Annotated in this window: 22 protein-coding genes; 17 read left to right on the top strand and 5 right to left on the bottom strand. The window is 72.5% G+C overall.

The window, feature by feature from the left end:
- Positions 1-13: 13 nt before the first annotated feature.
- The gene (locus tag ACZ6IM_RS29140; protein WP_052838519.1) at positions 14-970 is read right to left on the bottom strand and encodes an AraC family transcriptional regulator; all 957 of its coding nucleotides are present in this window, start codon (positions 968-970) and stop codon (positions 14-16) included.
- A gap of 153 nt (positions 971-1,123) precedes the next feature.
- Here ACZ6IM_RS29140 and ACZ6IM_RS29135 point away from each other — a divergent pair, with 153 nt between their 5' ends.
- From ACZ6IM_RS29135 to trpC, 10 genes are all read left to right on the top strand, one after another.
- Positions 1,124-2,416, top strand: a complete 1,293-nt coding sequence (locus ACZ6IM_RS29135) for an FAD-dependent monooxygenase (protein WP_052838349.1) — start codon at positions 1,124-1,126, stop codon at positions 2,414-2,416.
- A gap of 104 nt (positions 2,417-2,520) precedes the next feature.
- The gene (locus tag ACZ6IM_RS29130; RefSeq protein WP_052838348.1) at positions 2,521-4,020 is read left to right on the top strand and encodes a 4-hydroxyphenylacetate 3-hydroxylase family protein; all 1,500 of its coding nucleotides are present in this window, start codon (positions 2,521-2,523) and stop codon (positions 4,018-4,020) included.
- Positions 4,007-5,443, top strand: coding sequence for an MFS transporter (locus ACZ6IM_RS29125; protein ID WP_469560440.1), 1,437 nt, complete (start codon positions 4,007-4,009; stop codon positions 5,441-5,443). Before ACZ6IM_RS29130 ends, ACZ6IM_RS29125 begins: the two co-directional genes overlap by 14 nt.
- 80 nt (positions 5,444-5,523) lie before the next feature.
- Entirely contained in the window at positions 5,524-6,441 is a 918-nt protein-coding gene (locus ACZ6IM_RS29120) for an SDR family oxidoreductase (protein WP_052838346.1), read from the top strand.
- Between the two features lie 95 nt (positions 6,442-6,536).
- Positions 6,537-7,967 (top strand): beta-ketoacyl [acyl carrier protein] synthase domain-containing protein, encoded by a 1,431-nt coding sequence (locus ACZ6IM_RS29115; RefSeq protein ID WP_469560437.1) that lies wholly within the window; start codon positions 6,537-6,539, stop codon positions 7,965-7,967.
- A gap of 178 nt (positions 7,968-8,145) precedes the next feature.
- Positions 8,146-9,255, top strand: a complete 1,110-nt coding sequence (locus tag ACZ6IM_RS29110; protein WP_052838345.1) for a monodechloroaminopyrrolnitrin synthase PrnB family protein — start codon at positions 8,146-8,148, stop codon at positions 9,253-9,255.
- The gene (locus tag ACZ6IM_RS29105) at positions 9,252-10,538 is read left to right on the top strand and encodes a flavin-dependent oxidoreductase (protein ID WP_052838344.1); all 1,287 of its coding nucleotides are present in this window, start codon (positions 9,252-9,254) and stop codon (positions 10,536-10,538) included. Before ACZ6IM_RS29110 ends, ACZ6IM_RS29105 begins: the two co-directional genes overlap by 4 nt.
- On the top strand, positions 10,535-11,182 hold the full coding sequence (locus ACZ6IM_RS29100; RefSeq protein ID WP_469560433.1) for a DsbA family oxidoreductase: 648 nt from the start codon (positions 10,535-10,537) through the stop codon (positions 11,180-11,182). Before ACZ6IM_RS29105 ends, ACZ6IM_RS29100 begins: the two co-directional genes overlap by 4 nt.
- Positions 11,182-12,798: an FAD-binding oxidoreductase gene (locus tag ACZ6IM_RS29095; protein ID WP_469560431.1), complete on the top strand. Its 1,617-nt coding sequence runs from the start codon at positions 11,182-11,184 to the stop codon at positions 12,796-12,798. Before ACZ6IM_RS29100 ends, ACZ6IM_RS29095 begins: the two co-directional genes overlap by 1 nt.
- On the top strand, positions 12,798-13,619 hold the full coding sequence (trpC, locus tag ACZ6IM_RS29090; RefSeq protein ID WP_052838341.1) for an indole-3-glycerol phosphate synthase TrpC: 822 nt from the start codon (positions 12,798-12,800) through the stop codon (positions 13,617-13,619). Before ACZ6IM_RS29095 ends, trpC begins: the two co-directional genes overlap by 1 nt.
- Before the next feature lie 214 nt (positions 13,620-13,833).
- Here the strand turns inward: trpC and trpD are convergent, their stop codons facing one another.
- Positions 13,834-14,892 carry an anthranilate phosphoribosyltransferase gene (gene trpD / locus ACZ6IM_RS29085; protein ID WP_469560426.1) on the bottom strand — a complete coding sequence of 353 codons (1,059 nt, stop codon included), beginning with the start codon at positions 14,890-14,892 and terminating at the stop codon, positions 13,834-13,836.
- 138 nt (positions 14,893-15,030) lie between these two features.
- Between trpD and pdxR the strand changes: the two genes are divergently transcribed.
- Positions 15,031-16,446: a MocR-like pyridoxine biosynthesis transcription factor PdxR gene (pdxR, locus tag ACZ6IM_RS29080; protein ID WP_052838340.1), complete on the top strand. Its 1,416-nt coding sequence runs from the start codon at positions 15,031-15,033 to the stop codon at positions 16,444-16,446.
- Here the strand turns inward: pdxR and ACZ6IM_RS29075 are convergent.
- On the bottom strand, positions 16,412-16,999 hold the full coding sequence (locus ACZ6IM_RS29075; RefSeq protein WP_052838339.1) for an anthranilate synthase component II: 588 nt from the start codon (positions 16,997-16,999) through the stop codon (positions 16,412-16,414). The two genes, pdxR and ACZ6IM_RS29075, sit on opposite strands and share 35 nt — an antisense overlap.
- The gene (locus tag ACZ6IM_RS29070) at positions 16,996-18,528 is read right to left on the bottom strand and encodes an anthranilate synthase component I family protein (RefSeq protein WP_052838338.1); all 1,533 of its coding nucleotides are present in this window, start codon (positions 18,526-18,528) and stop codon (positions 16,996-16,998) included. The genes ACZ6IM_RS29075 and ACZ6IM_RS29070 overlap by 4 nt, the downstream gene beginning before the upstream one ends.
- A gap of 177 nt (positions 18,529-18,705) precedes the next feature.
- Here ACZ6IM_RS29070 and ACZ6IM_RS29065 point away from each other — a divergent pair, with 177 nt between their 5' ends.
- On the top strand, positions 18,706-20,037 hold the full coding sequence (locus tag ACZ6IM_RS29065) for a class II 3-deoxy-7-phosphoheptulonate synthase (protein ID WP_052838337.1): 1,332 nt from the start codon (positions 18,706-18,708) through the stop codon (positions 20,035-20,037).
- A 75-nt stretch (positions 20,038-20,112) separates the two neighbouring features.
- Here the strand turns inward: ACZ6IM_RS29065 and ACZ6IM_RS29060 are convergent, their stop codons facing one another.
- Positions 20,113-20,727, bottom strand: a complete 615-nt coding sequence (locus ACZ6IM_RS29060) for an NADAR family protein (protein WP_469560421.1) — start codon at positions 20,725-20,727, stop codon at positions 20,113-20,115.
- Between the two features lie 202 nt (positions 20,728-20,929).
- Here ACZ6IM_RS29060 and ACZ6IM_RS29055 point away from each other — a divergent pair, with 202 nt between their 5' ends.
- Genes ACZ6IM_RS29055 through ACZ6IM_RS29035 form a run of 5 tightly spaced genes read left to right on the top strand, consistent with a single transcriptional unit; the run spans position 20,930 to position 26,697 of the window.
- Positions 20,930-22,465 (top strand): gamma-aminobutyraldehyde dehydrogenase, encoded by a 1,536-nt coding sequence (locus ACZ6IM_RS29055; RefSeq protein WP_052838335.1) that lies wholly within the window; start codon positions 20,930-20,932, stop codon positions 22,463-22,465.
- Between the two features lie 55 nt (positions 22,466-22,520).
- Positions 22,521-23,768: an ABC transporter substrate-binding protein gene (locus tag ACZ6IM_RS29050; RefSeq protein WP_052838334.1), complete on the top strand. Its 1,248-nt coding sequence runs from the start codon at positions 22,521-22,523 to the stop codon at positions 23,766-23,768.
- 5 nt (positions 23,769-23,773) lie between these two features.
- Positions 23,774-24,967, top strand: a complete 1,194-nt coding sequence (locus tag ACZ6IM_RS29045; protein ID WP_052838517.1) for an ABC transporter ATP-binding protein — start codon at positions 23,774-23,776, stop codon at positions 24,965-24,967.
- Positions 24,967-25,896 carry an ABC transporter permease gene (locus ACZ6IM_RS29040; RefSeq protein ID WP_052838333.1) on the top strand — a complete coding sequence of 310 codons (930 nt, stop codon included), beginning with the start codon at positions 24,967-24,969 and terminating at the stop codon, positions 25,894-25,896. The genes ACZ6IM_RS29045 and ACZ6IM_RS29040 overlap by 1 nt, the downstream gene beginning before the upstream one ends.
- The gene (locus tag ACZ6IM_RS29035; RefSeq protein WP_052838332.1) at positions 25,897-26,697 is read left to right on the top strand and encodes an ABC transporter permease; all 801 of its coding nucleotides are present in this window, start codon (positions 25,897-25,899) and stop codon (positions 26,695-26,697) included. It begins immediately after the preceding gene.
- Positions 26,698-26,703: the final 6 nt, after the last annotated feature.

Below are 26,703 nucleotides of genomic sequence, written 5' to 3'. Positions count from 1 at the left end.
GCCCCGGTGGTCCTCACGTCGTGACGGGCACCGGGGCGGGACCGGTCTTGTTCCTGCTCCGGTACTCGCCGGGCGTCATCCCGTACTCCTTGCGGAACGCGAGGTGGAATCCCACCTGACTGCCGTAGCCGATGAGCCGGGCGATCTCCTGGAGCGGCACGGAGGTCTCCGCGAGCTGCCGTCTGGCCTCCTGGAGCCGGCGCAGTGTCAGGTGCCGCATGGGTGGCTGACCGACCAGCTCCCGGAACAACTGGGCGAACACCGAGCGGGACAGGCCCGCCTCGCGGGCGAGCGCCTCCACCGTCCACGGCTTGTGGTACGAGCCGTGGATCGCCATCAGCGCCTTGCTGATGCCCGGATGGTGCAGTGCCTGAAGCGCGGGTGACTCGTCCGCCAGCTGCTCCATCGCGATCCGCAGGGACAGGATGAAGACCGTCTCGAACGCCCGCAGCGTGACCAGCCGGGAACCGGGAGCCGTACGCCCGACCTCCGAGGGCAGCGACTCCAGCGTGCGCACCAGCAGCGACTCGCCCCGCAGGAAGCGCTGCCGGATCACGATGAGCCGGGGCAGCGCCGAGTACAGGACCGGTTCCCCGATCGCGCAGTAGCGCAGGCTCGCACAGAGCATCTGCGTCGTGTACGGCGGACTGCCGACGGTGACGACCCCCGACCTGCCCGGCGGGCAGTGCGGCAGCAGTGTGGACAACGGCGTGACCGCGGCACCCGTCTCGGCGGCGAAGGTGTGGGCGGTGCCGTGCGGGAAGACCGCCAGATCCCCCTCGCTCAGCGACACGGGCTCGGAGTCGTCGTGGAAGGAGATGACACAGCCACCGTCGACCATGTAGTGAACAATCGCACAGCTGTCGTCGTGCCCCTCGACCCCCCACTGCCCGCCGGCCCGCCAGGTGCTGTGGAACACATCGGTCAGCCACAGCGGGCGCAGTACCTCGCTCAGCACGTCGTCGTTCACGGACCACTCCTTCGACGGCATCCCGGACGATCGTTAAACGTATTCGGCTTATGACTAGTTGATCGTAGCCATACCGGCAAGAACGATGAGAGCCGAGCCGTGCCGTGCTTCTGGCCGGCTCACACGGGGTGGAGTTACCGGGGGGCTCGTTCCATGGAGATCGTGATTGCCGGCGCCGGCATCGGCGGCCTGGTGGCGGCGCTGAGTCTGCACGCCGTCGGACTGCGCGACGTCCGCGTACTCGAGGCGGTTCCGCAGATCCGTCCCTTCGGTGCCGGAGTGAACGTGCAGCCCAACGCCGTCCGGGAACTGGCCGACCTCGGTCTGGCCGAAAGCGTCGCGGACGCCGGCACCGAACTGACGGAGCTGAGCTACCACAACCATCTCGGGCAGCGGATCTGGCACGAGCCCCGGGGCCGGGCGAGTGACTGCGACTGGCCCCAACTGGCCCTGCACCGCGGGGTCCTCCAGTCGATCCTCGTCGACGCGGTACGCGACCGGCTGGGACCGGACGCCCTCACGACCGACGCCCGCGTCACCGGGTTCACCCCCCTCGACGGGGGCGGAACCGAGGTGCTCCTCGCGCACCGCTCCGCAGACCGGCCGGACAGCCGGATCCGCGCCGATGTGCTGATCGGGGCCGACGGACTGCGCTCCGCGGTGCGCCGGACCCTGTACCCCGAGGAGGGCGAGCCCCGTTCCAACGGCACCACGGTGTGGCGCGGGGTGAACCGGAGCACCCCCTTCCAAGGGGGCCGGTCGATGGTCGTGATGGGTGACGGACGCTGGAAGGCCGTCGTCTACCCCCTGGCCGGACGCCCGGACGCGGACGGCCTGGTCCTCGTCAACTGGGCCGTGTCCCGCGCGGCGACGCCGCGGGAGCCGGGGCGGGAGCCGCGGCCCGACGACGGCTTCCCCGGTGCCGTGTCCGACTGGACCTGCGGTGACCTGCGGCTGCGCACCGTCCTCGCGGGCGCCGGCTCCGTGGGGTCCTTCCCCATGCTGGACCGGGACCCCCTGCCGCGCTGGTCGTTCGGCACGGTCACCCTGGTCGGCGACGCGGCGCACGCCATGGCGCCGATGGGGTCCAACGCGACGACCCAGGCCGTCCTGGACGCCCGCGGCCTCGCCCACGCCCTGGCCACCCACCGCGACCCCGTCCGCGCCCTGGCCGCATACGACCGCGACCGCCGGCCGCCGATGAACCGCCTCCAGCTGTTCAACCGGGCCAAGGGGCCCGAGTTGGTGATCGATCTGGCTCAGGAGCGGGCTCCCGGGGGTTTCAGGCGGGTCGAGGACGTCATACCGGCCGCCCGGCTGGCCCTGGTGGCCGAGAGCTACGCGCGCGCCGCGGGCTTCGACGCCGAGTCCGTCAACGCGCCCTCCCCCTACGGCTGTCACCGCCCGTCGTCGGGAGCACGCGCCGACGCGGTCCGCGAGCCCTGAGGCCACCGTCCCGCTCACCGGGCCCGTACGGCAGCGTCCCGGCGCGGCCCGGCTCCGACCTCACCGTCCCACACCAGTCATCGCACCTTCGTGTCAGGAGAGACATGACCCGCAGCGGCCAGGAATACCTCGATTCACTTCGCGACGGGCGAGCCGTCTGGCTCGACGGAGAGCTGGTCAAGGACGTCACCGAGCATCCCGCGTTCCGCAACACCGCCCGGTCCATAGCCCACCTCTACGACATGGCCCGCGAGCCCGGCCTGCGCGACGTCCTGACGGTTCGCCCCGAGGACGCCGACCACCCGATGCTGCGCGCCTACCACGTGCCGCGCGACCAGGCCGAACTGGTCGAGCGCCGCAAGGCGTTCAAGACCTGGTCCGAGGCGAGCTTCGGCTTCCTGGGCCGGTCGCCCGACTACATGGCGGCCGGCATCGCCGGCTTCGTGTCCGCGCCCGACATCTTCGCCGGCGAGGGCTTCGACGGGCGGGACAACCTGGCCGCCTACTACCGCCGCATGACCGAGGGCAGCCTCTACCAGGCGTTCACCATCACCAATCCGCAGATAGACCGGACCAGGGCCGCGAGCGAGCAGGAGGAGGACGACCTGTACGTACGGGTCGTCAAGGAGCGCGACGACGGCATCGTGGTGCGCGGCGCCAAGATGATCGGCACCGGCGCGGTCTTCGGCGACGAGGTCATCGTCGGCACCATCGAGCCGCTGCCCCGCCAGGACACCGAGTACGCCCTGACCTTCTCGGTGCCGCTGGACACCCCGGGCCTGAAGTTCATCTCCCGCACCTCCTACGAGGCCCAGGCGCGCAGCGTGTTCGACAACCCGCTCTCCGCCCGCTTCGACGAGAACGACGCGCTGCTGGTCTGCGACGACGTCTTCGTCCCCTGGGAGCGGGTGCTGACCTACCGCGACGTCGACACCAGTTTCCGGATGTGGTGGTTCACCCCCGCCTACAACAACTTCGTGCACCAGGCGGCCACCCGCTTCTGGACCAAGCTGGAGTTCCTCACCGGTCTGGCGATCCTGCTCACCCGCGCCAACAACACCTACGCGCTGCCGCCGGTGCAGATGCAGATCGGCCGTCTCATGGGATGGCTGAACATCGCGAAATCCATGGTGGTGGCGGCCGAGACGACGTACGAACGTGTCGCCGGCGAGGGCAGCGCCGTCCACATCAACAAGGAGATCGCCTCCGCCCACCGGGCCATGGCCGGCGACCTCTACCCGAAGGTGCTCGCCGAGATCAAGATGCTGGCCGGCGGCGGCCTCATCCAGCTCCCCGCCTCGGGGTACGACCTGACCCATCCGGAGCTCGGCCCGCTGGTGGCCAAGTACGTGCGCTCTCCCGGAACCCCCGCGGAGCAGCGGATCAAGCTCCTCAAGCTGGCCTGGGACGCGCTGGGTTCGGAGTTCGCCGCCCGGCACGAGCAGTACGAGCGCTTCTACCACGGGGCCCCGCACGTCTATCTCCCCGGCATCGTGCGCGACGGGAACCCGGACCTGCTGGCCGCCTTCACCCAGTCGTGCCTGGACGGATACCGGCTGGACGACCTGCCGGGCGGCGGAGGTGGCCTCGATGCCCTCCGCTGACCGGTGGCGTGCGCTCGCGCTGCTCGCCTCCACCCAGTTCGTCCTGCTCCTGGACACGTCGATCATCAACGTGGCCGCGCCGTCCATCGGCGAGAGCCTGCGCATCTCGCCCGCGGAGCTGTCCTGGGTGGCCAACGCCTACCTCGTGTCCTTCGGCGGACTGCTCCTGCTCAGCGGACGAGCCGCCGACCTGCTCGGCCGGCGCCGCGTCTTCCTGGCCGGTCTGGGCGTGCTGTCCGCCGCCTCGCTGCTGGGCGCCTTCGCGGGCGACGCGGCGCTGCTGATCACCGCTCGCGCGGTGCAGGGCGTCGGCGCGGCCATGGCCGCCGCGGCGGCGTTCGCCCTGGTGCTGAGTCTGTTCCCGGACGGCCCCGAACGACACCGGGCCCTCGGGGTGTTCGCCGCGATGGCGGGTGCCGGGGGCGCGGTGGGCACGGTGCTGGGCGGGGTGCTCACCAGCTGGCTGGGCTGGGAGTCGACCTTCGCGCTCAACGTGGTCGCCGGGGTCCTGCTGATGCTGCCCGTTCCCCGGCTGCTGCCGGGCGGCGCGGGCAGCGGGCGTGAGCGGGGCATCGACGTGCCGGGCGCGATCGCGGGCACGGCCGGACTGGCCCTGCTGGCGTATGCCGTGGTCAACGCCGGCGAGGCCGGGTGGCGGTCCACCGGGACCCTCGCCACCGGGGGCGCCGCCGTCGTGCTGCTGGTCCTGTTCGCCCTGGTGGAGCGCAAGGTCGCACACCCCTTGGTACCGCCCGCCGTGCTGCGCCGGCCCTCCCTGCGCCTGGCCAACATCCTGGCGGCCCTGTGGCAGATGTCGCTGTTCCCGATGTTCTTCCTGGTCAGTCTCTACCTCCAGGCGGTGCTCGGGCACGAGGCGGTGCTCGGCGGACTCGCCCTGCTGCCGCTGTGCGTGGTCGTCATCGCCGTGGCCTCGCTCGCGGACCGGCTGATCGGCCGCTTCGGTCTGCGGGGCGTCATGGCCGCCGGGTTCGTGCTGGTCGCGGCCGGCATGGCCGGGCTGTCCCGGATCTCGGCCGACGGCTCCTTCGTGTCCGACGTGCTGCCGCCGACCCTGGTGCTCGGGGTGGCCCTGCCGCTGGTCTCCATCACCACCAACGTCGCGGCGACCCTCGACACCCGCGAGGACGAGGCCGGCCTCGCCTCTGGGCTGGTCAACACCAGCCTCCAGTTCGGCTCCGTCATCGGACTGGCCGTGCTGTCCGGCGTCGCGGCCGCCCGCACCAACGCCTCCGACGCGCCGCACGAGGTCGCCCTGACCCAGGGCTTCGGCGCCGCCTTCCTGCTGGGCGCCGGCCTCGCCGTCGCCGGAGCGCTGCTGTCCCTGCGGCTGCGGCTGCGGCTGCCCGGGCCACCGGTCCCGGAGGCACCGGACGCCGTCGGGCAACGGCGAGCCGTGCCCTGAACGCGTCCGCCCGGTCCGGTCCGCCGCGCCCGCGACCGGTGCGCACACCCCCGAACGAACCACACGACGAAAGGCACGACATGACACAAGAGCACCTCAAGCGCGTCCTCGTGACCGGCGCCAACGGGTACCAGGGCGGGGCCGTCGCCCGCTGGCTCGCCGGACAGGGACACGACGTGCGGGGTCTCGTCCGCGACGTGGCCAGGGCCACGCAGGACGGGGGCGGGTTCACCCCGGTCCGCGGCGATCTGAGCAGCGCGGAGTCCCTGCGCGCCGCCTTCCGGGGCGCCACGCACGCCGTCGTCGTGATGCCGCTGGAGTACGACCTCGACACGGTCACGAACTACGCCCGCAACGTCGCCGACGCCGCACTCGAGGCCGGGGTGCGCCGCATCGTCTTCAACACGAACACCCCCGTCCCGGACGAGACGACCGACCGCCCGGGCTTCGAGACCCGGCGCCGTGCCGAGGAGGTGCTGCGGGCCGGCGGCGTCCCGGTGGTCACCCTTCGGCCGCCGGTGTACCTGGAGAACCTCTTCAGCCCCTGGAACGGCCCCGCCATCGTCAACGACGGCGTCCTCGCCTACCCGCTGCCCGCCGAGCAGCGCGTGGCCTGGATGAGCCACGAGGACCTGGCCAAGGTCGCCGCCCGCGCCCTCGACGACGATGTGCCCGCCGGTCAGGTGCTGCACGTCGGCGGCGCCGACGTCCTGACCGGACCCGAACTCGCGGCGGTCTTCGGCCAGGCGCTGGGCCGCGACGTGCGGTACCTGCCCCTGGAGGTCGACCAGTTCGAGCAGGGCCTCGCCGGCCTGCTCGGCGCCCCGGCGGCGGCCGGCGTCGCCGGGATCTACCACCACGTCGGCGGGGGCCAGGCACCCGACCTGCTCGCCCCGCACCCGGCGGCCGTGGAAGAGGCCCTGGGCATCCAGCTCACCCCGACGATCGAGTGGGTCAAGGCCCAGCCCTGGGAGCACTGGACGCACACCGGCGAGTGATCCGCCGCCGGACCGGGGGAGGGCCGCGCAGCCGCGCGGCCGCACCCCGGCGACCGGCACGGTCCGCAGCACAGCACGCACAACGGGGGAACGAGATGTCACTGCACAGCGGGAGACCGGACCACATACCCGAGGCGGCTCCGGTCGCCGTGATCGGGACCGGCTGCCGGCTGCCGGGCGCGCACGGGCCGGAGCAGCTCTGGGAACTGCTCCGCTCCGGGCGGGACGCCACCGGCGCGGCGCCCGCGAGCCGCTTCCCGGTCGGCACCGTCCTGCCCCGGGGAGGTGAGCGGGGCGGCTTCGTGGACGGCGTCGACGAGTTCGACGCGGAGTTCTTCGGCGTCCCGGCCGTGGAGGCCGAGGCGATGGACCCCCAGCAGCGCCTCCTGTTGCACACCGCCTGGGAGGCCCTGGAAGACGCCGGCCACGACCCGCGCTCCCTCGCCGGCAGCGCCACCGCCGTCTTCGCCGGCCAGTCGCACGCCGACCACTGGGACCGGCTGCGCGAGGCCCGCGCCCCGAAGCTCGACCTGAACTGCCTGGCCGGCGGCCACCAGCGGTCGATGCTCGCCGGACGGCTCTCCTTCCACCTCGGGCTGCACGGGCCCAGCGTCACCGTGGACTGCGCCCAGGCGTCCTCGCTGGCGGCCGTGCACCTGGCCTGCCTCAGCCTGCGCGCGGGCGAGTCCGCCGTCGCGATCGCGGGCGGCGCGAACCTCGTGCTCGGCACCACCGCCACCGAGGTCTTCGACCGGGCCGGCGTACTGTCGGCCGGCGGGCACTGCCGGTTCGGCGACAGCGCGGCGGACGGCTTCGTCCGCTCCGACGGCGTCGCCGTCGTCGTCCTCAAGACGCTCGAACGGGCCCTGGCCGACGGTGATCCCGTGCGCGCGGTGATCCTCGGCAGCGCCCTCGGCCACGACGGCGCGACCAAGCCACACGTCACCGACCCCTCCGAGGCCGGCCAGTCACTGACGATGCGCCGGGCCTACCGCGCCGCCCGGGTCGTCCCGGGTGACGTCGGCTACGTCGAGGCCCACGGAACCGGAACCGGGATCGACGCGGTCGAACTCGGCGCCCTCAACGACGTGCTGTCCGAGGGCCGCCCGCCCGGCCGGCCCTGCCTGGTCGGCTCGCTCAAGTCCAACATCGGGCACTGCGAGGCCGCCGCCGGCGTCGCGGGGCTCGTCAAGACGGTGCTCTGCCTGGAACACCGTGAGGTGCCGCCGACACTGCACGTGGACACCCGGTCCCCGCGGGTCGACTGGGACCGGCTGCCCCTGGTGCTGCCGGACTCGCCCCGGCCCTGGCCCGCCGTCGCGGGCAAGCCCGCCCTCGCCGCGGTCAACGGCCAGGGCATGTCCGGGGTGAACGCCCACGTCGTGCTCGGCCCCGGCCCGGAGGTGCGCGACCGCACGCCGCGAGCCCGGGCGACGGCCGGCCGGCCCGGACCGGCCCCGTCGGCCGGCCGGCGCACGCGCTGTCGGCCGTCGGACGGCGCCGGGCCCGCCGCACACGGCAACTGACCACACCGGCGGCGCTCTGCCGCCGTGACTCCTCACCGTGCTCCCGCACGGCCCGTCGACCCGCCCCCAGGGCCCAGCGCCCCGGCGGTCGGCCGACGCGCCCGCGTGCCCCGGCACGGTGCACGCCCCGATGTCCATGACCACCCGCGCCACAACTAGGGAGAGACCCTTGACCAGCATGCTCGGCATCGATCTCGGCAACTCCATACGCACGGCGGTGATCCGGGACCTTGACCCCCTCGCCGCCGACACCACCTGCTTCAACCTGCGGCAGTACAACGAGGACGCCGACGTACCCGCCCTCACGGCGGCCCTGCGCGGCATGGTGCCCACGCTCGACGACGTCGCCGGATACTCCGTCGAGGCCTGCGTCGCGGCCATGCGCGACCTCGGCATGGTGCTCGGCTCCATCAAACGGCACGGCCCGGAACCGGTGCCCCTGGCCCCTGAGGTGGTGCCGGTCCTGCACGAACTGGGCCGGCGCACGGACATGGTGCCCCGGGACACCGTGCACCACTACACGACCTGGAACCCTGTGGGCGGGCGCCAGCGCATGTACACCGGCGACATCCAGGAGGCCTACCTCCAGGAGTCCGTGCGGATGGTCTTCCCCCACCTGCGCGAGGCCCTGGAACTGGCCGGGCTGCTCAGCGACACCGACGTCGCCGAGCCGAAGTTCGCCGACGTCGCCGACGAACTGACCGGGCACGTGGAGCCGATGGTCTCCTCCATCGACATGGTCGTGGCCAACGTCAGCCCCGAGTTCTTCGCCCAGGGCCTGCGGGCCTACTTCGAGGAGATCACCGTCGACGGGCGCGTCCTGCTCGGCCCCGCCGCCGCCCAGGTCCCCCTGTGGCTGATCGACCAGGCGGTGTGGGCCTCCGACCACAGCGAACCCGAGTACGAGGAGTTCCTGCGCGACTCGGTGCCCTACAGCCTGCCCCGCTGGCGCGAACTGTACGACCGCTGGACGGGCGTCCCCTCGGTGGTGACACGGCTGGTCGCGGCATACGGCGACGACCCGGACGGCGCCGAGCGCAGGATGCCGGGACTCCGCCCCGCCGCCGAGGCGATCGCCCGGCTGCTCCGCGTCATCCTGGTCTTCCGCGGCCGCCATCTCGGCATCGCCCGCAAGGCCTACGACGCCGACCTGCGGCTCTATCCGGTGGGCAGCGGCGGCGCCAGCGTGGACCTGCTGCGCCAGATCACGGACCTCACCCGGGCCACCGCCCAGCTCACCCGGCGCCGGGGCGCGTCCGCGGAGCGTGCCGAGCGGAGGCCGGCGTGACGATCGTGATCGCGGGCGCCGGCATCGGCGGCCTGACCACCGCCCTGGGGCTGCACGAGGCGGGCATCGACGACGTACGCCTGCTGGAGGCCGTACCGGACCTCCGGCCGCTGGGCGTGGGCCTCAACATCCTGCCCAACGCGGTGCGGGAACTGGCCGAACTCGGCCTGCTGGACGAACTGCTGGAGGTCGCCGTGCCGACCGGCGCCCTGGAGTACCGCAACCGGCACGGCCAGCTGATCTGGCGCGAACCGCGCGGGACCGGGGCCGGCTACCGGTGGCCGCAGCTGTCCGTGCACCGCGGCCGGCTCCAGGCGGTGCTGGCAGCGGCCGTACGGCGTCGGCTGGGTCCCGGCGCCATCGTCACCGGCGCCCGGGTCGAGGGGTTCGCGCAGCGCGCGGACGGACGGGTCGAGGTGCGCGTGCGCCACTCCGGCTCCGGACGGCGATCCGTGACACCGGCCGACGCGTTGATCGGGGCGGACGGCATCCACTCCGCCGTCCGCGCCCACCTCTACCCCGACGAGGGCCCGCCGCCGTGGAACGGGCTCGTGGTCTGGCGCGGCACCACCGTCGCCCCTTCCTTCCTGGACGGGCGCACGATGATCATCGCGGGCGACGACCGGCGGCGAGCCGTCGTCTACCCCATGTCCCCGCCCCGGGGCGCGGCGGACGGCCCGGTCCTGATGAACTGGGCCGTCGCCCGGGCCGCCGACCCGGGAGCGGACTTCGCGGACGCCGACTGGAACCGCGCGGTGTCCCCGGACAGCTTCCTGCACCACTTCGCCGACCTGGCCTTCGACTGGCTCGACGTCCCCGCGCTGGTCCGCTCCGCACAGGAGGCGTACGTCTACCCGATGGTCGACCGCGACCCCTTGCCGCGCTGGACCCACGGATCGGTCACCCTGCTGGGCGACGCCGCCCACGCCATGTACCCGATGGGCTCGAACGGCGCCACGCAGTCCATCGTCGACGCCCGGGTACTGGCCCGGGAACTGGCCCTGGCCGGCACTCCGGCGAGTGCCCTGGCCGCCTACGAGGCGGAACGGCTGCCCGCGCTGACCCGGATCCAGGACAGCGCGCGCCGGCGCGGCCCCGAGGTCGTCATCGACATGGCCCACGAGCGGGCACCGGGCGGTTTCGCGGACCCCGCGGACGTCTTCGAGGACGGCGAACTTCAGGCCGTGTCGGACGAGTTCGCCCGGATCGGCGGCTTCGACCCGGAGACCGTCAACACCCGGCCGTCCCTGGCCGTCGCCGGCACCGCTGGAGGCAACCGATGAGAATCGACATCTGGTCCGACGTCTCGTGCCCCTGGTGCTACATCACCAAACGCACCTTCGAGCTGGCCCTGTCGGCCTCCGGACGCAGTGACGTCCACGTCGTCCTGCACCCGTACCAGATCGACGGCGAGCAGCCCGCCGAGGCCACTCCCATGCTCGAGTGGCTGGCGGGTAAGTACGGCCGGGAGCGTGCGGCGCGGATGAACAAGGAGGTCTCCGCCGCCGGACCGCGGCACGGCATCGCCTTCCGCAACGAGACCGGCTACGCGGTCAACACCCTCGACGCCCACCGGCTGCTGAGGTGGGCCGGACTGAGCCACGGGCGCCCGGTGCAGAGCCGCCTGGAGGAACTCCTGTTCGCCGCCTGCTTCACGGAGAGCGCCGACCTCGGCGATCACGGCGAACTGCTCCGGCGCGTCGAGCGGGCCGGACTCGACCGCGACCGGGCCGCCCGGCTGCTCGCGTCCGACGAGGGGGTCGCGGAAGTACGCGCCGAGGTGCGCCGTGCCCGGGACCTCGGCATCACCACCGTCCCCCGGTTCGACTTCGGCGGTGCCCAGCGTGTCGAGGGACCGCAGGAGGACCCCGCCGTCTTCCTGCGGGTCCTGAAGCCAGAGTCCGTCACCACCCGAGGAGAACAGTGATGAGTACCGTCAGCCGCCGGTCGTTCGTGGGCGCCTCCGCACTGGTCGGCACCGCCGCGGCGACCGGCCTGGCCGCCCGCCCGGCCGCGGCGCACGACAGCGGGGACGGGGCGAGGCCGCCCATCGTCGTGGGCCCCGGCAGCCCCCAGTACGCGGACCTGGCGCGGGGCGTGAACCAGCGCTGGATCGGCTCCCCGGACTGGATCGCGCTGCCCAGGACGACCGGGCAGGTCGTGGCGGCGGTCCAGCGGGCGGTGGACACCGGCCGCCGGGTCGCGGTCCGCGGCGGCGGCCACTGCTTCGAGAACTTCGTCGGCGACGACGAGGTCCGGGCCCTGGTCGACCTGTCCGCCATGAACGCGATCGGGTACGACAGCCGGCGCGGGGCCGTCGAGGTCGGAGCCGGTGCCCGTCTCGGGGACGTCAACGAGCAGTTGTTCAAACGGTGGGGGGTGGCGCTGCCGGGCGGCTCGTGCCCCACCGTGGGCGTCGGCGGCCACATCAGCGGTGGCGGCTACGGCCCGCTGAACCGCACCCATGGACTCACCGTGGACCACCTGCACGCCGTCGAGGTGGTGGTCGTCGACCGGGACGGCACCGCGCGGTCGGTGGTGGCCTCCCGGGACGACCGGGGCGCGCTGCACGACCTGTGGTGGGCGCACACCGGAGGGGGCGGCGGCACCTTCGGCGTCGTCACCCGCTACTGGCTGCGGAGCCCGGGGGCACCCGGCTCCGACCCCCGGCGGGTCCTGCCCGCGCCGCCCGCCGAACTGCTGGTCGCCACCGTGGTGTGGCCCTGGCAGGACCTGGACCGGGACTCCTTCGGCGCCCTGCTGAAGAACTACAGCGCCTGGCACGTCGCCCACAACGCACCCGGCGACCCGGAGGCCGACCTCTACAGCCACCTCGCCGTCTTCCACCGGTCGGGCGGCGCGGTGGCGTTGAACGTCCAGCTGTCCACGGAGCGGGGGGACCCGGACCGCCGGCTGGACGCCTTCCTCGCCGCGCTGGGACGCGGCGTGGCCACGCCGTCCCGGACCGTGGAACGCCACCGGCTGCCCTGGCTGATGGCCACCCAGTGGTCCGGCTTCGCCGACCGCCCCAGCGGCAAGCGCATCAAGGGCAAGTCCGCCTACCACCGCACGGCCTTCGACGACGCCCAGGTCCAGGCCCTGCGCCGGCACCTGACCCGCACGGACTACGACCACCCGGGCAGCGGCCTGCTCATCGCGCCCTACGGCGGCCGGGTCAACGCCGTCGCACCGCACGAGACCGCTCTCGCCCACCGGGACAGCGCCCTGATGCTGATGTACGTCAGCGAGTGGACGGCCGCCGCCGAGGACGACCGGCACGTGGGCTTCCTGCGCGACCTGTACGAGGACGTGTACGGGGCCACCGGAGGCGCCCCGGCACCGGGCCGCGGCACCGCCGGCGCCTACGTCAACTACGCGGACACCGACCTCAAGGACCCGCGCCGCAACCGGTCGGGGGTGTCCTGGCAGGAGCTGTACTTCGGCGCGAACCACGCCAGGCTGCGCCGGGCCAAGGCCGGCTGGGACCCGAGGAACGAGTTCCGGCACGCCCTGTCCGTGCGGCCCGCGGGGCGGGGCGAGTGATGAGCGTCCTCACCTCGATCATCGAGGGCGTCCGGGCCGACCTCGCCGAGCGACGCCGGGCCGTGTCCCTGGACGCGGTGCGGGACCTGGCCCTGTCGGCCGGGCCCGCGCCCGACGCGGCGACGGCGCTGCGGTCGCCCGCCGGGCTGCGCGTGATCGCCGAGGTCAAGCGGGCCAGCCCCGCCCGCGGCCGGCTCGCCGCCCTCGACGACCCCGCGGGGCTGGCCGCCTCCTACGCGGCCGGAGGCGCGGCGGCCGTCAGCGTGCTGACCGAGCGACGGCGGTTCGCCGGGTCCCTCGCCGATCTGGACGCCGTCCGCGCGGGCGTGGACCTGCCCGTGCTGCGCAAGGACTTCGTGGTCGACCCCTACCAGGTGTGGGAGGCCCGTGCGCACGGTGCGGACCTGGTCCTGCTGATCGTGGCCGCACTCGACGCGCCGCTGCTCACGGAGCTGATGGCGGTGGCGCGCGAGGCGGGTCTCAACGCCCTCGTGGAGGTGCACGACGAGGCGGAGGCGGAGCGGGCGGTGGCCGCGGGAGCACGGTTGATCGGCGTCAACGCCCGGGATCTGCGAACCCTGCGGATCGACCCCGACGTGTTCGCGCGGGTCGCCCCCCGGCTGCCCCACGACGTGGTCCGGATCGCCGAGTCGGGGGTGCGCGGACCCGAGGACGCCGCCCGCTTCGCCCGGCTCGGCGCCGACGCGGTCCTGGTCGGCTCCTCGCTGGTCACCCACGGCGACCCCGGCGCCGCGGTGGCCGCGCTGGTCGAGGCCGGGCGGCCCACCGGACCGACACCCGCCACCGACGCCCTCCCATGAGCGGACGTGCGACGCAGCCGGCGTCCGGAGCCCGCCCGCGCTCCCGGACGCCGAGCGGTCGTCGTCCCGGTGGGCGCCGGGGCGGCTCGTCCCGGCGGGTCCTGGACTGCTCCGTGGTGACGGCGGCCGCCTGTTCGCGTACCGGGGTCGTGGTTCCGTCGTGCTCCTGGACGCCGTGCGGTGGTCGTCCAGGAGCGTGTCGGGGCGGAGCGTGTCATCCCGTCCCGGCACGCTTGGCGGTGACGGCCGCCCAGCGTTCGAGGACCGCGGCCGCGGCCCCGGAGTCGATGGCCTCGCCGGCCTGTGCCACGCCCTCCGCGAGCCGTTCCGTCAGCGGCGCCGACGAGGGGCGCAGCGCGGCCAGGCCGGCCGCCGCGGACAGCAGCACCGCGTCACGGACCGGCCCCCTCACCCCGTCGAGTACCTCGCGGGCCACCCGGGCGTTGTGGCGCCGGTCGCCACCGCGCAGCTCCTCGGGGCGGGCGAGCCGGAACCCCAGACCGCGCGGGTCGAAGACCTCTTCCCGCGTCTCGCCGCGATGGACCGTCCACACCCGGGACGTCGTCGTCACGGTCAACTCGTCCATGCCGTCGTCGCCGCGGAAGACCAGGGCGGACACCCCGCGCCGGGCGAGCACCCCGGCCACCGGCGCGAGGGCGTCGGCGGCGGCAACCCCGACGGCCTGCGCCGTGGACCCGGCCGGGTTGCACAGCGGCCCGAGGAGGTTGAACACGGTGCGCACGCCCAACTCCCGCCGGGGCGCGGAGGCGTGCCGCAGTGCCGGATGGAAGACGGGCGCGAAGCAGAACGTGATGCCCGCCTCGTCGGCGACCTCCGCCACCTCGTGCACCGGCAGGTCGAGCACCACACCCAGTTCCTCCAGCACGTCCGCCGACCCGCAGGAGGAGGAGGCCGAACGGTTCCCGTGCTTGACGACCCGGGCGCCCGCCCCGGCCGCGACGATCGCCGACATGGTGGAGATGTTCACGCTGTGGGAACCGTCACCGCCGGTGCCCACGATGTCCAGCGACGGGCCGGTCGTCGGCAGGGGCAGCGCATGCCGGAGCATCGCCCGGGTCAGCCCGTCGATCTCCTCGGCCGTCTCACCCTTGGCGCGCAACGCCACCAGGAGGCCGGCCAGCGCGGCTGGGCCCACCTCGCCCGCCATGATCCGTTCCATCGCCCAGTCGGTCTCGTCCGAGACGAGGTCGTGCCCGTCCAGCAGCGTGTCGATCAGAGCGGCCCATTCGCGAATCCTCGGCCGTGCGGTCACGGAATTCTCCTCGTCGGCGCTGAATTCATGCTGCCGTCCATTGTCGGGAAACCGGGCTCCGCAGGGCAGACCAATCACGGATGACCGATGCGGTCCAAACACAGAACCGGAATCAGGCGCACCGGAGAGGAAAGACGAATGGCACTGCACTTATCGGTGCCGGTTTCGCGAAATTCCGGCGAATCCCTCACCTCGCAGATACAGCGGTTCATCAAACAGGAGATCCAGCGGGGCACCCTCCACCCCGGCACCCGGCTGCCGCCCAGCCGATGGCTCGCCGCGGACCTCAAGGTCTCCCGCAGCGTGGTGGTGGAGGCCTACGCACAACTCGCCGCGGAGGGCTATCTGGAGGCCGCCCGCGGCGCGGGCACCCGGGTGCGGGGCCACCTGTCGCGCGAGGCGGTGGTGCCGGTCCTGCTCGACGAGGGCCCGGTCCCGCCGATGCGCTGGGACCTGCGGCCGGGCAGCCACAACGCCCCCGGGCTGCCCCGCCGCGAGTGGCTCACCGCCTACCAGCGGGCCCTGAGCGCCCCGCACCCCCGCGGCACGACGTACCCCTACCTGGCAGGTGAGCCGGAACTGCGCGGCGAACTCGCCCGCCATCTCGGCCGGCTGCGCGGGGTCGCGGCCACCCCGACCGGCGTCCTGGTGGTGAGCGGATTCGCCCAGGCCCTGTCCCTGCTGTGCGCCGCGCTCCCGGCGATGGACATCACCGAACTGGCGGTGGAGGACCCCTGCCACCCCGGGCAGCGCCGCTTCGTACGGGACAGCGGACTGCGCGTGGTCCCGGTGCCGGTCGACGACGAGGGCATCGACGTCGACGCCCTCGCCGCGACCTCCGCCCGGGCCGTCCTCGTCACCCCGGCGCACCAGTTCCCCACCGGAGCCGTGCTCTCGGCCGCCCGGCGCGAGGCACTCGTGCGCTGGGCACGGGCCGTCGACGGCTGGATCGTGGAGGACGACTACGACGGAGGGCTCTGGTACGACGACCGCGTCCCGCGGCCCCTGGCACTGCAACGCCTGGCCCCCGAGCGGGTCGTCTACGCCGGTACCGCCAGCAAGCTCCTCGACCCCGGACTGCGGCTGGGCTGGCTCACGGCACCCGAGGACCTGCTGCACCGCCTGCTGCACGTCCGCGCCGGCCACGACCTGGGCACCGAGTCGTTCACCCAGCTCGCCCTGGCGGAACTGCTGCGCAGCGGACTGTTCGACCGGTACCTGCGTCGGCTCAACGAGCGCTGCGCGAGCCGCCGGCGCGCCCTGGAGCAGGCGGTGCGCACTCATCTGCCGGGTGCGACGGTGCCCGGACCGGCCGCCGGCCTGCACGCGACCGTCCGGCTGCCGGACCACACCGACGAGGCGGCCCTGATCGCCGGCGCGCTTCGGCGCGGAGTCCTGGTGCGCGGGGGCGCCGCGTTCGGCGCCGTGCCCCGCCGGGGCAGCCCCGCGCTCGTCGTCGGCCACGCCCATCTGCCCCGGTCCGGGATCGACGAGGCGATCCGCGAGATCGGCGCCGGGATCAGTCCACCGGGACCGGCTCGCGGGCAGCGGTGAGGAAGTTCTCGAACAGACGCAGCCCGCCCGTGGTCATGATGCTCTCCGGATGGAACTGCACCCCGGCCACCGGCAGCGACCGGTGCCGCAGCCCCATGACGTATCCGTGGTCGACGGCGACCGCGGTGGTCACCAGGGGCTCCGGCAACGGCTCCGCGGCCACCAGGGAGTGGTAGCGGGTGGCCTCCAGCGTGTTGCCGAGTCCCGCGAACAGACCCGCCCCGTCGTGGCGGACGACGCTGGTACGGCCGTGCATCACCTGCTGGGCGACCTCGATCCGCCCGCCGTACGCCAGGGCTATCGCCTGATGCCCCAGACAGACGCCGAGCACGGGCACGCTCCCCGCGAAGCGGTGGACCAGCTCCACGTGACCGGAGTCGGCGGGATGGCCGGGACCCGGGCCGAGCACCACAGCGTCGGGTTCCATGGCCGCCAGTTCGTCCGGAGCCCGGGTGCCCGAGCGCACCACCTCGGTGTTCGCCCCCAGCGTGCGCAGATATTGGTCGATGACATGCACGAAGCTGTCGTACGCGTCGATGAGCAGCACCTTCACGGCAGCAGTTCCTCCCCGGTGAGCGCCCAGTGGGCCGCCCCCATCTTGGCCAGCGTCTCCTGCCACTCCGCCTCGGGCTCTGACTGGGCCACCAGACCGGCGGAACTCTGCGTGGAGTACGTTTCGCCGTCGTACTCGACCGTGCGAATGCACAGCGCCAGTTCGCTCCACCCCCGCACGTCCACCAGCCCCAGGGCTCCCGCGTAGGCGCCCCGCGGCTCGCGCTCCAGCCCGTCGACGATCTGCATGGCCCGCAGCTTCGGCGCACCGGTCATCGTGCCGGCGGGGAACGTGGCACGCACCGCGTCCCACACGGTGACGCCGTCGGCCAGGCGGCCCGAGACAGTGGAGACCAGGTGGAAGACGTGCGAGTACGCCTCCACCTCCATCAGTTGGTCGACCGGCAGGGTGCCCGGCCGGCACACCCGGCCGATGTCGTTGCGGCACAGGTCCACCAGCATGACGTGCTCGGCCCGTTCCTTCGTGCTCTCCCGCATCTCCTTGATCCGCAGCCGGTTGTCCTCGTCGTCCGCGCCGCGCCGGGCGGTTCCCGCGATCGGGCGCATCGTGATCCGGCCCCGCTCGATCCGGAAGAACAGCTCGGGGCTCGCCCCGATCAGCACCGTGTCGCCACGCGGAGCCAGGTACATGTACGGCGAGGGATTGCGCGACCGCAGCCGCCGGTAGACGTCCACGGGCGTCAACTCGCTGCGGACGTCGATGCGGTGACCGATCTGGATCTGGTAGATGTCGCCGACCCGGATGTGCTCCAGGCAGCGCCCCGCCCACTCCAGGAACGTCTCGCGGTCCAGGCTGTCGCGCACCGAACGGGGCTCGGGCGCCGGCGGTACGGGGGCCGGGGGCCGCCCGGTCAGGCGTGCCGCGAGCCGCGCGAACCCGGGGCCGGGTCCGGCGTCGAACACGTCGCTCTCGGCCCGCAGCTCCCGGACCCGGCCGGCCTCGCGGTCGTAGCACACCGTGTGCCGGAACAGCGCGAGCGTGATGTCCGGGCCGCGCGGAGCCTTGGTGCGGGGGCCGAGCCGGTCCATGTGCCAGGTCGACTCGTACGCGAGGCAGGTCAGGAACCCGAACGCGAACTCGTCCGCCGGCACGTCGCCGTCCACGACGAACACCTCGCGGCGCACGGCGTCCAGGAACGCCCACAACAGGTCCGGGTGCCCGGCCCGGAGCGCGACCGCCCCGCCGCCGGTCTCCGCCTCCGCGGGGCCGGCACAACGGGTCAGCCCGCCACCGTCCGCCAGGCCCAGCAGCGCGTCGACGAGTACCGGCTCCCCGGTCACCCGCACGACCATCGCGGCCCCCGAGTCCGCCAGGACCCGCACCTCCAGCAGCCGCCCACAGCCGAGGTAGGCCCGGTCGGGCGCCTGCCCCGGCCCCGAGGCGTTCTCCAGGAGAAAGACGTCGTCCGCGGAACGCGTGCGCAGCAGTTCCTCGTAGAGATCGACCGGGTCGTGCGCCGGAAGGGCCGCTTTTGTGACTCGTACCTGAACGGGTGCGCTGCGCGCCATTCTTCGTCCCCCTCGTTTCGCGGTGCCGGTGGACAGCGAATCAAGAAGCCCGTGCGGGCGGCCAGACCAATTCCGTCGTGCGCGGCCGGTCCAACTCCGCGTGCGCTTGACGGAAATGCGGCCGGCCATTGAAGTGAGATGTCCGGTAGGTGGCCGCAGAGAACCGAGGGAGCCGAAATGGCGTCGGAACACGGAACAGGTCCGCGACCGGCGGCCGATCAGCAGCCGGAGTGGCCGGACCCGGAGCAGCTGCGTGAGGTCACCGGAAAGCTGGCCGCGGCGCCGCCGCTGGTCTTCCCCGCGGAGTGCGAGACCTTGCGCACGCGGCTCGCCGCGGTCGCCCGGGGCGAGGCACTGCTGCTCCAGGGCGGTGACTGCGCGGAGACGTTCGCCACCGCGACACAGGAGTCGGTCGCCGGCAAGCTGCGCACCCTGCTGCAGATGGCGGTGGTACTGGCCCACGGCGCGTCGCTGCCCGTGGTGAAGGTCGGCCGGATGGCCGGGCAGTTCGCCAAGCCCCGGTCCCGGACGTTCGAGGAGCGGGACGGCGTGCGACTGCCGTCGTACCGCGGGGACGCGGTCAACGCGCCGGGCTTCTCGGCGCGTGAGCGGACCCCCGACCCGGCCCGCATGCTGCGGATGTACGAGACGTCGTCGACCACGCTCAACCTGGTGCGGGCGCTGACGACCGGTGGCTTCGCCGATCTGGCGCAGGTGCACGAGTGGAACCGCGCCTTCGTCGCCGCCGCGCCCAGCGGGTGGCGCTACGAACGCCTGGCCGACGAGATCCAGCGGGCGCTCGCCTTCCTGCGCGCCTGCGGGGGCGACACCCGCCCCCTGGCCACGGCCGAGTTCCACGTCAGTCACGAGGCCCTGCTGCTCGACTACGAGCGTGCGCTGACCCGCACCGATCCGCAGACCGGCAGGAGCTACGGCACCAGCGGCCATCTGCTGTGGGTGGGGGAGCGCACGCGCCGGCCGGACGGCGCGCACATCGACTACGCGGCCGGCATCCGCAACCCGGTCGCCGTCAAGCTGGGGCCGAAGGCGACGGCGGACGAGGTCCTGCGGTACGTCGACCGGCTCGACCCGGACCGGGAGCCTGGCCGGCTGACCTTCGTCGTCCGGATGGGCGCGGAGCGGGTACGGGACCTGCTGGCGCCGCTGGTGGAGAAGGTCGCCGCGGAGGGCGCCCTCGTCTGCTGGGTCAGCGACCCGATGCACGGGAACACGTTCGTCGCACCGACCGGACACAAGACCCGGCATTTCGACGCGATCGCCGACGAGGTCCGGGGCTTCGTGGAGGTGCACCGCGCCCTCGGCAGCCACCCGGGAGGCGTCCATCTGGAACTCACCGGGGACGACGTCACCGAGTGCCTGGGCGGGAGCAGCACCGTCGGCCTGGACACCCTGCCGCACCGGTACGAGACGGCGTGCGATCCACGCCTCAACCACGCACAGGCGCTGGACCTGGCCTTCCTGCTCGCGGAGTGGTACCGCGCGGGCTGAGCCCCGCCCCCGCGGACCGCCCCCTCGCCCGGGCCGACCGGCCGCGTCGGCCCGCCGCAGAGGGCGCTGTACCGCTCAGCGCCCTCTCAGCCGCTCCCGGGCCGCCATCAGCGCGAAGCCCAGCAGATTGGGACCCCGCCAGCGCTCCGGGTCGCTCGCCGCCTCGTCGTCCGCGGCCAGGCCGATGCCCCACACCCGGTCCACGGGGCTCGCCTCCACCAGCACCCTCTCGCCCGTGTGCAGCAGGAAATCCCGCAGCGCCGGGTCCGAGGCGAACTTGTGGACGCTGCCCTCCACCACGATCCGGAAGCGCTCCCGCTCCCACACCGCGTCGTCGAAGCCGCGCACGAGCCGGCCCGCCTTCTTCGCCTCCGCGGGGTGAGCCGCAGCCAGCACGCGTCGCTCGGCCTCCGGGTCCCGGAAGAGCCGGGCCTTGCCCGCCATCATCCAGTGCTCGGCCGTCCGGTACTCCACCCCGGCCACCGTGAACGGCGACGGCCACCACTGGCTCAGACAACTCGGCCCGACCCTGCCGTCCGGGAGCGGCCGGTGCCCCCAGAAGTGCAGGTACTTGATCCGCGCGCCCGCCCGGACCCGCGCGACCAGCGCTTCCCGGCTGTCGATGCTCTCCATCGCACCCCCGCTCCGCCGCGCCTCCGGAACCCGCTCCGCCCCCGTGATCTTCTCCATGCACGCGAGTGTGGCACGCGCCACTGACACTCCGTCCGTCCTTTTCCGTGGCGACTCGACACCTGGTCGACAGATTCCGTCGCGTAACCAAATGGCAACAACGGAATCACTTGTTGGTGGCCTAGTGCTCTGTCAGGATCGGCACTCACATCGAGCCTGAGCCACGCCGGCCCCCGCCACGGGGAGACCGAGGAGAGCCGACATGCACAACCCGGGCAACGCCACCCCGGACCGATTCCCGGCCCAGGACCGCTTCGCGGACGGGGCCCAGTACATCGCGGGCCGTCTGACGAAGGGCACCTCCGGACGGACGCACACCGTCGTCGACCCGGCGACCGGCGAGGACGTCCTCACCTACGAGCTGGCCGGCGCGGACGACGTCGACGCGGCGGTCGCCGCCGCGCGGGCGGCGTTCCCCGGCTGGGCCGGCGCCACCCCGGGCGAGCGCTCCGACGCCCTGCACCGGTTCGCCGCCGTCCTCGCCGAGCGCGCCGAGGACTTCGCCCGCGCGGAGTCCCTGCAGTGCGGCAAGCCGCTGAAGCTGACCCGTGAGTTCGACGTGCCGGGCACCGTCGACAACGCGGCCTTCTTCGCCGGCGCCGCCCGGCACCTCCAGGGGCAGTCGGCGGGGGAGTACTCCGGCGACCACACCTCTTACGTGCGGCGCGAGCCGATCGGCGTGGTCGGGTCCGTCGCACCCTGGAACTACCCGCTCCAGATGGCAGCCTGGAAGATCCTCCCGGCGATCGCCGCGGGCAACACCATCGTGCTGAAGCCCGCCGAGATCACCCCGCTGACCTCCCTGATGTTCGCCCAGGCGGCGACCGAGGCCGGTATCCCGGACGGTGTGATCAACATCGTCAGCGGCACCGGACGGGAGGCGGGCGAGCACCTCGTCGCGCACCCCGACGTCGCCATGACCTCCTTCACCGGCTCCACCGCCGTCGGCAAGCGCGTCGCCGAGGTCGCCACCGCCACCGTCAAGCGCCTCCACCTGGAGCTGGGCGGCAAGGCACCCTTCCTGGTCTTCGACGACGCCGACCTGGACGCCGCCGTCAACGGCGCGGTCGCGGGCGCGCTCATCAACACCGGCCAGGACTGCACGGCCGCCACGCGCGCGTACGTACAGCGACCCCTGTACGAGGCGTTCGTCGAGAAGACCGCCGCCCTCATGGACACCGTCCGCGTCGGCGACCCCTTCGCCCCCGGCACCGACCTCGGCCCGCTGGTCAGCCATGTCCAGCGGGACCGCGTCGCCGGGTTCGTCGAGCGCGCCCGCTCCTACGCGCGCGTGGTGTGCGGCGGCGAGGCGCCCGAGGGCGACCTCAAGGACGGCGCCTACTACCGGCCCACCCTCATCGCGGACGCCGCGCAGGACAGCGAGGCCGTCCAGTCCGAGATCTTCGGGCCGGTCCTGGTCGTGCTGCCCTTCGACACCGACGACGAGGGCCTCCGGCTGGCCAACGACACGCCGTACGGGCTCGCCGCCTCCGCCTGGAGCCGGGACGTGTACCGCGCGAACCGCGCCACCCGCGAGATCAAGGCGGGCTGCGTGTGGATCAACGACCACATCCCGATCATCAGCGAGATGCCGCACGGCGGGTACAAGGCGTCCGGCTTCGGCAAGGACATGTCCGCCTACTCCTTCGAGGAGTACACGCAGGTCAAGCACGTCATGTTCGACAACACCGCGGTGGCGGCCAAGGACTGGCACCGCACCGTCTTCGGGGACCGATAGCCATCACGCCAGGCCGCCGACCACGGCCGACCCACCCGAAAGGGCAACCACGCGCATGGAGCAGTACCAGCCAGACCGCCTGTCCCCGGCCCGAGCGGCCGCCGTGCGGCGCAGTCTCAGGAGCGGCCGGGCCGCCCTCACCCGCCGTTCGCTGCTGCGCGCCTCCACGGGCGGCGCGCTCGCGGTCGGCGGCCTCGGCGTGCTGAGCGGCTGCGGCATCCCGGCGGCCGGCAAGACCGAGGGCGGCGTCTCCGTCGAGGACCACTCGAAGGAGGAGAAGCAGGTCCGCTTCTCCAACTGGACCGAGTACATGGACGTCGACGAGAGCGGCCGGCGGCACCCCACGCTGGAGGCGTTCACCAAGCGCACCGGTGTCAAGGTCACCTACACCGAGGACATCAACGACAACAGCGAGTTCTTCGGCAAGATCCAGCCGCAGCTCGCCGCGGGCCAGGAGACCGGGCGCGACATCATCGTCCTCACCGACTGGCTGGCCGCCCGCCTGATCCGCCTCGGCTGGGTCCAGAAACTGGACCCGGCCAACCTGCCGCACGCCTTCGCCAACCTGTCGCCCCAGTTCCGCAGCCCCGACTGGGACCCCGGCCGGGCCTACTCCTACCCGTGGCAGGGCATCTCCGCCGTCATCGCCTACAACAAGAAGGCCCTGGACGGCATCGAGGTGACGTCGGTCTCCGACCTGCTCGACAACCCGAAGCTCAAGGGCCGGGTCGGCTTCCTCACCGAGATGCGCGACACCATGGGCATGATGCTGCTGGACATGGGCAAGGACCCGGCCCGCTTCTCCGACGACGACTACGACGCGGGGATCGCCCGGCTCCAGAAGGGCGTCGACCGCGGTCAGATACGCCGCTTCACCGGCAACGACTACACGTCCGACCTCAGCAAGGGCGACTTCGCGGCCTGTCTGGCCTGGGCCGGTGACGTGGTCCAGCTCAAGGCGGACAACCCGGACATCGACTTCGTCATCCCGGACAGCGGCTACGTCACGTCGAGCGACAACATGCTGATCCCCAACAAGGCACGGCACAAGACGAACGCCGAACGGCTCATCGACTACTACTACGAACCGGGCCCGGCCGCGGAACTCGCCGCCTACATCAACTTCGTCTGCCCCGTCGACGGCGTGAAGGACGACCTGGCGAAGATCGACGAGGACGCGGCGAACAACCCGCTGATCATTCCCGACAAGGCCATGCAGGCCAAGTCGCACTCCTTCCGCTCCCTGAGTCCGAAGGAAGAGACGGCATACGAAGAGAAGTTCGCGAAGCTCACCGGGGCGTGACGACGATGACGACCAACACGACGAAGAACCAGACGGCCGCGACGGACGGCGGCGGCGACGTCCGCCTGGCCGGCATCAGCAAGACCTACGGCTCCTTCACCGCCGTGCACCCGCTCGACCTGACCGTCCCCCAGGGCTCCTTCTTCGCCCTGCTCGGCGCCTCCGGCTGCGGCAAGACCACCACCCTGCGCATGATCGCCGGACTGGAGGAACCGAGCGGCGGCACCGTCCACCTCGGCGACCAGGACGTGACCGCGCTGCCGCCCTACAAACGGCCGGTCAACACGGTCTTCCAGTCCTACGCCCTCTTCCCGCACCTCGACATCTACGAGAACGTCGCCTTCGGCCTGCGCCGGCGCGGCATCAAGAGCGTGAAGAAGCAGGTCGGGGAGATGCTCGACCTGGTCCAGCTCGGCGAGCAGGCGCGCAAGAAGCCGCACCAGCTCTCCGGCGGCCAGCAGCAGCGCGTCGCAGTCGCCCGCGCCCTGATCAACCACCCCAAGGTGCTGCTCCTCGACGAACCCCTCGGCGCCCTGGACCTCAAGCTGCGCCGGCAGATGCAGCTGGAGCTCAAGCGCATCCAGACCGAGGTCGGCATCACCTTCGTGCACGTCACCCACGACCAGGAGGAGGCCATGACCATGGCCGACCAGGTCGCCGTGATGAACGCGGGCCGGGTCGAGCAACTGGGCGCCCCAGCCGACCTGTACGAGAACCCGCGCACCACCTTCGTCGCCAACTTCCTGGGCACTTCCAACCTCATCGAGGCCGAGGTCGACACCCGCAGCGGCGACGACGTCGTCGTGAAGGCGGCCGGCGACAAGCTGGTGCTGCCCGGCGCCCGGTGTTCCACGCCGGCGAAGGCGGGCGGCAGGCTCCTGGTCGGGGTCCGCCCCGAGAAGATCAGCCTCACCCACGCGGACGACGCGGGCTCCGTCCCCGAGGGCCGCAACCGCATCACCGGCAGGATCAGCAACACCAGTTTCATCGGCGTCTCCACCCAGTACGTCGTGGACTGCGCCGCCTGCCCCGAGTTCGAGGTCTACGCCCAGAACATCGACCGCGACCCCCGGCTCGCGCCCGGCGCCGAGGTCGTCCTGCACTGGAACCCGGCGCACACCTTCGGGCTGGACGCCGACCAGTCCGTGCTTGCCGGGACGATGGGCGACGCCGGTGTGGCCGAGGGCGAGGCCGCCTGATGTCCACCCTCACCGAGGCGCCACCCCCGCTGACCCCGGCCGCGCCCGAGAAGCGCCCACCGCGCAAACGCGGCCGCTGGACGCCGTACTGGCTGCTGCTGCCCGGCATCCTGTGGCTGGTCGTCTTCTTCGCGGCGCCGATGGTCTACCAGGCCTCCACGTCCGTGCAGACGGGCTCGCTGGAGGAGGGCTACAAGGTCACCTGGCACTTCGTGACCTACTGGGACGCGGTGTCCGAGTACTGGCCGCAGTTCCTGCGCTCGGTCGCCTACGCCGCCTCCGCGACCGTGCTGTGCCTGCTGCTCGGCTACCCGCTCGCGTATCTCATCGCCTTCCGCGCGGGCCGCTGGCGGAACCTGATCATGATCCTGGTGATCGCGCCGTTCTTCACCAGCTTCCTGATCCGCACCCTGGCCTGGAAGACGATCCTGGCGGACGGCGGGCCGGTGGTCGGCGCCCTGAACACGCTGCACGTCCTGGACGTCACCGGCTGGCTGGGCTGGACCTCCGGCGACCGCGTGCTGGCCACCCCGCTCGCGGTGGTCTGCGGCCTGACGTACAACTTCCTGCCCTTCATGATCCTGCCGCTCTACACCTCCCTGGAGCGCATCGACGGCCGGCTGCACGAGGCGGCGGGGGACCTGTACGCGAAGCCGTCCACGGTGTTCCGCAAGGTCACCTTCCCGCTGTCGATGCCGGGCGTGGTCTCCGGCACCCTGCTGACCTTCATCCCGGCGACCGGCGACTACGTCAACGCCTCCCTGCTCGGCTCGGCCGACACCGGAATGATCGGCAACGTGATCCAGTCCCAGTTCCTGCGGGTGCTGGACTATCCGACGGCCGCGGCGCTGTCCTTCGTCCTCATGGCCGCGATTCTCGCCATGGTCACCTTCTACATTCGCAAGTCCGGCACGGAGGATCTGGTTTAAATGACCTTCGTCAACTGGTTCAAGCGCAATCTGGTCGTGATCGCCGGACTGCTGACGCTCGCCTATCTGCTGCTGCCCAACGTCGTCGTCACGGTGTTCTCGTTCAACAAGCCGAACGGACGCTTCAATTACGAGTGGCAGCAGTTCTCCACGGACGCCTGGAAGGACCCGTGCGGGGTCGCCGGGCTGTGCGGTTCCCTCTCGCTCAGCCTCCAGATCGCCCTCTGGGCGACGCTGGGTGCCACCGCGCTCGGCACCGCGATCGCCTTCGCGCTGGTCCGCTACCGCTTCCGCGCCCGGGGCGCGATCAACTCGCTGATCTTCCTGCCGATGGCGATGCCCGAGGTCGTGATGGCCGCCTCGCTGCTCACCCTCTTCCTCAACATGGGTGCTCAGCTGGGCTTCTGGACGATCCTGATCGCCCACATCATGTTCTGCCTCAGCTTCGTCGTGACGGCCGTCAAGGCGCGCGTGATGTCGATGGACCCGAGGCTGGAGCAGGCGGCGCAGGACCTGTACGCCGGTCCCTTCCAGACCTTCGTCCGGGTCACGCTGCCCATCGCCGCCCCCGGTATCGCGGCCGGCGCGCTGCTCGCCTTCGCGCTGTCCTTCGACGATTTCATCATCACCAATTTCAACGCGGGCTCCACGGTCACCTTCCCCATGTTCGTCTGGGGATCGGCCCAGCGCGGCACGCCCGTCCAGATCAATGTCATCGGTACGGCCATGTTCGTCATCGCCGTACTGTTCGTCCTGGCCTCCATGGTCATCGGCAACCGCCGAAACCGCCGCAAGGCGTAAAGCACA

This window comes from Streptomyces sp. NPDC042336 (genome assembly GCF_055581985.1).
The sequence above is the reverse complement of the archived record's forward strand: the minus strand, read 5'-3'. Positions and strand labels throughout refer to the sequence as shown.

Coding starts and splice junctions, on each gene's coding strand:
- ACZ6IM_RS29100 (WP_469560433.1), top strand. CDS start 10,535: ATGAGAATCGACATCTGGTCCGACGTCTCGTGCCCCTGGTGCTACATC.
- ACZ6IM_RS29110 (WP_052838345.1), top strand. CDS start 8,146: ATGCTCGGCATCGATCTCGGCAACTCCATACGCACGGCGGTGATCCGG.
- ACZ6IM_RS29050 (WP_052838334.1), top strand. CDS start 22,521: ATGGAGCAGTACCAGCCAGACCGCCTGTCCCCGGCCCGAGCGGCCGCC.
- trpC (WP_052838341.1), top strand. CDS start 12,798: ATGAGCGTCCTCACCTCGATCATCGAGGGCGTCCGGGCCGACCTCGCC.
- ACZ6IM_RS29070 (WP_052838338.1), bottom strand. CDS start 18,528: ATGGCGCGCAGCGCACCCGTTCAGGTACGAGTCACAAAAGCGGCCCTT.
- ACZ6IM_RS29065 (WP_052838337.1), top strand. CDS start 18,706: ATGGCGTCGGAACACGGAACAGGTCCGCGACCGGCGGCCGATCAGCAG.
- ACZ6IM_RS29130 (WP_052838348.1), top strand. CDS start 2,521: ATGACCCGCAGCGGCCAGGAATACCTCGATTCACTTCGCGACGGGCGA.
- ACZ6IM_RS29135 (WP_052838349.1), top strand. CDS start 1,124: ATGGAGATCGTGATTGCCGGCGCCGGCATCGGCGGCCTGGTGGCGGCG.
- ACZ6IM_RS29125 (WP_469560440.1), top strand. CDS start 4,007: ATGCCCTCCGCTGACCGGTGGCGTGCGCTCGCGCTGCTCGCCTCCACC.
- ACZ6IM_RS29115 (WP_469560437.1), top strand. CDS start 6,537: ATGTCACTGCACAGCGGGAGACCGGACCACATACCCGAGGCGGCTCCG.
- ACZ6IM_RS29035 (WP_052838332.1), top strand. CDS start 25,897: ATGACCTTCGTCAACTGGTTCAAGCGCAATCTGGTCGTGATCGCCGGA.
- ACZ6IM_RS29095 (WP_469560431.1), top strand. CDS start 11,182: ATGAGTACCGTCAGCCGCCGGTCGTTCGTGGGCGCCTCCGCACTGGTC.
- ACZ6IM_RS29045 (WP_052838517.1), top strand. CDS start 23,774: ATGACGACCAACACGACGAAGAACCAGACGGCCGCGACGGACGGCGGC.
- ACZ6IM_RS29055 (WP_052838335.1), top strand. CDS start 20,930: ATGCACAACCCGGGCAACGCCACCCCGGACCGATTCCCGGCCCAGGAC.
- ACZ6IM_RS29120 (WP_052838346.1), top strand. CDS start 5,524: ATGACACAAGAGCACCTCAAGCGCGTCCTCGTGACCGGCGCCAACGGG.
- pdxR (WP_052838340.1), top strand. CDS start 15,031: ATGGCACTGCACTTATCGGTGCCGGTTTCGCGAAATTCCGGCGAATCC.
- ACZ6IM_RS29060 (WP_469560421.1), bottom strand. CDS start 20,727: ATGGAGAAGATCACGGGGGCGGAGCGGGTTCCGGAGGCGCGGCGGAGC.
- ACZ6IM_RS29040 (WP_052838333.1), top strand. CDS start 24,967: ATGTCCACCCTCACCGAGGCGCCACCCCCGCTGACCCCGGCCGCGCCC.